The organism is Flavobacterium sp. LM5, from assembly GCF_002017945.1.
Taxonomy (GTDB): domain Bacteria; phylum Bacteroidota; class Bacteroidia; order Flavobacteriales; family Flavobacteriaceae; genus Flavobacterium; species Flavobacterium succinicans.
Genome location: NZ_MUFX01000020.1, coordinates 1 through 3,427, shown reverse-complemented (window position 1 = coordinate 3,427; position 3,427 = coordinate 1). Strand labels below are relative to the sequence as shown.

The 3,427-nt window shown below is 37.1% G+C and carries 4 protein-coding genes; 2 read left to right on the top strand and 2 right to left on the bottom strand.

The genetic code is table 11. The annotated features are described in order from the left end of the window. Positions 1-668, top strand: a 668-nt coding sequence (locus BXU11_RS16585) for a tRNA (adenosine(37)-N6)-dimethylallyltransferase MiaA (protein ID WP_078213333.1), incomplete at its 5' end; no start/stop codon positions are given. Positions 669-841: 173 nt separating this feature from the next. Then, positions 842-1,624 carry an acyl-[acyl-carrier-protein] thioesterase gene (locus tag BXU11_RS16580; protein ID WP_078213332.1) on the top strand — a complete coding sequence of 261 codons (783 nt, stop codon included), beginning with the start codon at positions 842-844 and terminating at the stop codon, positions 1,622-1,624. Between the two features lie 53 nt (positions 1,625-1,677). Here the strand turns inward: BXU11_RS16580 and cysM are convergent, their stop codons facing one another. Then, positions 1,678-2,565, bottom strand: a complete 888-nt coding sequence (gene cysM, locus BXU11_RS16575) for a cysteine synthase CysM (protein WP_078212758.1) — start codon at positions 2,563-2,565, stop codon at positions 1,678-1,680. Beyond that, positions 2,565-3,356, bottom strand: a complete 792-nt coding sequence (gene epsC / locus BXU11_RS16570; protein WP_078212759.1) for a serine O-acetyltransferase EpsC — start codon at positions 3,354-3,356, stop codon at positions 2,565-2,567. The genes cysM and epsC overlap by 1 nt, the downstream gene beginning before the upstream one ends. Positions 3,357-3,427 lie beyond the last annotated feature (71 nt).

Genomic DNA, 3,427 nt, shown 5'->3' with positions numbered 1-3,427 from the left:
ACGAATTATTTACGACCAATGATTATGTGGTTTTGGTAGGAGGTTCTGGGCTTTATGTTGACGCGGTTTTAACAGGTTTCGATACTTTTCCTGAAATTGACCCTGCGGTGCGAACAAGGATTCAATTACAGTATGAAAAAGAAGGTATAGCTTATTTACAAGAGCAACTAAAGGCGCTAGATCTCTATTATTTTGAAAAGATAACGCTTGAAAATCCCCAAACATTATTGAATCCTCAGCGGATGATGCGTTTTGTTGAAGTGTGTATTGGTAGTGGAAAACCTTATTCTTCTTTCTTAAATCAAAAGAAAAACAACCGAAATTTTACCCCGATCATCATTGGTCTTGAAGCCGAAAGAGCTCTTATGTACGACCGCATCAATCAACGCGTGGATATCATGATCGAGGAAGGTTTAGTTGAAGAAGCTAGAAGTTTGTATCCTCATAAAGCCTTGAATGCTTTGCAAACGGTGGGTTATAGAGAGTTATTCAGCCATTTTGATGGCGAATGCGAGTTGGCATTTGCTATTGAGGAAATAAAGAAGAATACCCGACGTTTTTCTAAACGACAACTTACTTGGTTTAAACGAAAAGAAAATACTAAATGGTTTGATTTTACAACCGATAAAAATGTTATTATCGAACATATTGACTCAAAAATGACATAATAAAAAATCCCAAATGCTGCTCATTTAGCCCCGACAGAAGGGATAAACCTTGTGCGCCGGGGTTCGGCGGACAAGTTTAGGAATGATGGCGGGTACGATGTTTATTAAAATGCCGAATGTTTTGCTCCTAATTTTTACGAATACACTTTGTTTACCTCTTAAAACTTTTTTGAATGCCTATATCCCCAAATTTCTCTTCGATCTTGTCTAAAGACTGGGAGATCAATTTTACACAATGTGCGCCTAATGGCTTTTTGAAATATACGGAATTATGCAATTTGTTGCAATTGACTGCGGCGGCACACTCAGAATTGGGTGGTATTAGTTTTGCCGACATGCAGGAGTTTCACCAAGCGTGGGTCTTGAGCAGAATGCGGGTTGAAATTGAGTCTTTACCTAAATGGGGAGACACGGTAACGGTGAGTACTTGGATAAATTCTCTCGAAAATTCGCGTTCCGTACGGGCTTTAGAAGTACATGTTAACGGAAAAAAAATTGTAGGATCAGAGACGTTTTGGGCGGTTTTTAATACTCAAAAGCGTCGACCTGAAGCCTTGGCCTTGCCTTATGAACATTTTGAGCTGTATCCAGATAAAAAGGCTACAAAGGATAGTTTTTCAAAAATTGACATTCATCACGAAAAAGAGATTTTGTTTGAAAAAACGGTTTGTCTTTCAGATTTGGACATTGTAAACCATGTTAACAACGTAAAATATTTTGAATGGTGCCTTGATTTGGTGGACAAAGCTTTGGATATGACCAAAGAAAAGCCTTTTTGGTATTTACGTTTAAAATCTTTGATTCAAGCCAAACAAGGTGATAAAGCGGGAGCAATAGAAACTGCAAAATTGTCTCTTGCCGCTGCTGAAGCCGCTAAAAACCAAGATTATGTAAAAATGAATAAAGACAGTATAGCAGAGTGGAGCAAAAATAATCTGCAATATTTATTAAAATAGAAATCCCGTTCGTGTCCAATCGAACGGGATTTTTTTATAATCTGAATCTGTTTTTAATCAAACAAATCGGAAGACAGATAACGATCACCACGATCACATATAATAGCGACAATGACTCCTGACTCTAAGGTTTCGGCAATTTTTACTGCAGCTGCTACTGAACCACCGCTACTCATTCCAGCAAAAATGCCTTCTTCTTTAGCTAAACGTTGAGTCATGGCTCTAGCTTCGGCTTCAGTTACTTCTATAACGGTATCCACTTTTGAAGCATCAAAAATTTTAGGTAAATATTCTTGTGGCCATTTGCGAATACCCGGAATTTGAGAGCCATCACTAGGTTGTGCCCCAATAATTTGAATCGATGGATTCTTTTCTTTCAAATAGGTTGAAGTACCAATAATAGTTCCTGTTGTCCCCATCGCCGATACAAAATGGGTTACGGTTCCTTCGGTGTCTTCCCAAATTTCTGGACCTGTAGTGTTGTAATGTGCCTTCCAATTGTCGTTATTGGCAAATTGGTTGAGCATTATGTAACCTCCTTCTGCGACTTTTTTGTCGGCATAATCTCTTGAACCAATGATGCCAATACTTGCAGGAGTCAAGATTACAGTGGCTCCATAAGCTCTCATGGTTTGTGTGCGTTCTATGGTAGAATCTTCAGGTAAAACCAATTCAATTTCGATGTTGAATAATTGTGCAATCATGGCCAATGCGATGCCTGTGTTTCCACTGGTTGCTTCGATTAATTTATCGCCTTTTTTGATATCGCCTCGTTCAATTGCCGATTTAATCATATTGTAGGCTGCACGGTCTTTTACACTTCCTCCAGGATTGTTTCCTTCAAGTTTTAGAAGCAATTTTACGTTGGGATTATGTACTAAATTTTGACTTATTACTAATGGTGTGTTTCCAATAAGATCGACTAACTTTTGTGGTTTCATTATCGTTTTTCTTTTATCTTAACCTCAGTTGTTGTTGTGTTTAATACAGTAGAATCGGCTGGTATTGATTTTGTTACCCATGAATTTCCACCTACGATACTATTTTGTCCTATTACAGTTTCGCCTCCAAGTATAGTGGCATTGGCATAAATACAGACATTTTTTTCAACGGTTGGATGGCGTTTAGCATTTTTCATTTCTTTACTAACACTTAGCGCACCCAAAGTGACTCCTTGGTATATTTTGACGTTTTCTTCGATTACAGTGGTTTCTCCAATTACAATTCCAGTGGCGTGATCAATAAAAAATGGCGAAGCAATGGTAGCTCCTGCATGAATGTCTGTACCCGTAATGCGGTGTGCGTATTCACTCATTAACCTTGAAAAAAGCAATAAATCCAGTAAATACAATTCATGACTTAAACGATAAATGGCAATAGCGTAAAAACCTGGGTAAGCTAAATATACTTCTTCGATACTATTCGAAGCGGGGTCATTTATAAGAATGTAAGCCGCATCTTGATTGAGTTGTTCTAAAACGAAAGGCAATTTTTCAAGGAAACTATCCCAAGCACTTTCACAATGGGTGGTTGCTTTTTTACAAGCAATTTTTGCAATTTCTTTGAATTGAACCTCCAATTCATCAATACTTTGGTCTAAAGGAGCATTTGAATCAAAAAGGGTATAAAACAGTTTTTCAGTAAAAGCTTCTGTTTTGGTTTTTATACTATAATTAATAGACAAATGACTCTTTTGCGAATGAATATTTTGAATAATTTGATGTCTTGACACAATAGTAAGATTATAAGATGAATTCGAAAACGTAAAAATAAGATGTTTTTTAGATATGTAACTAATTTTTG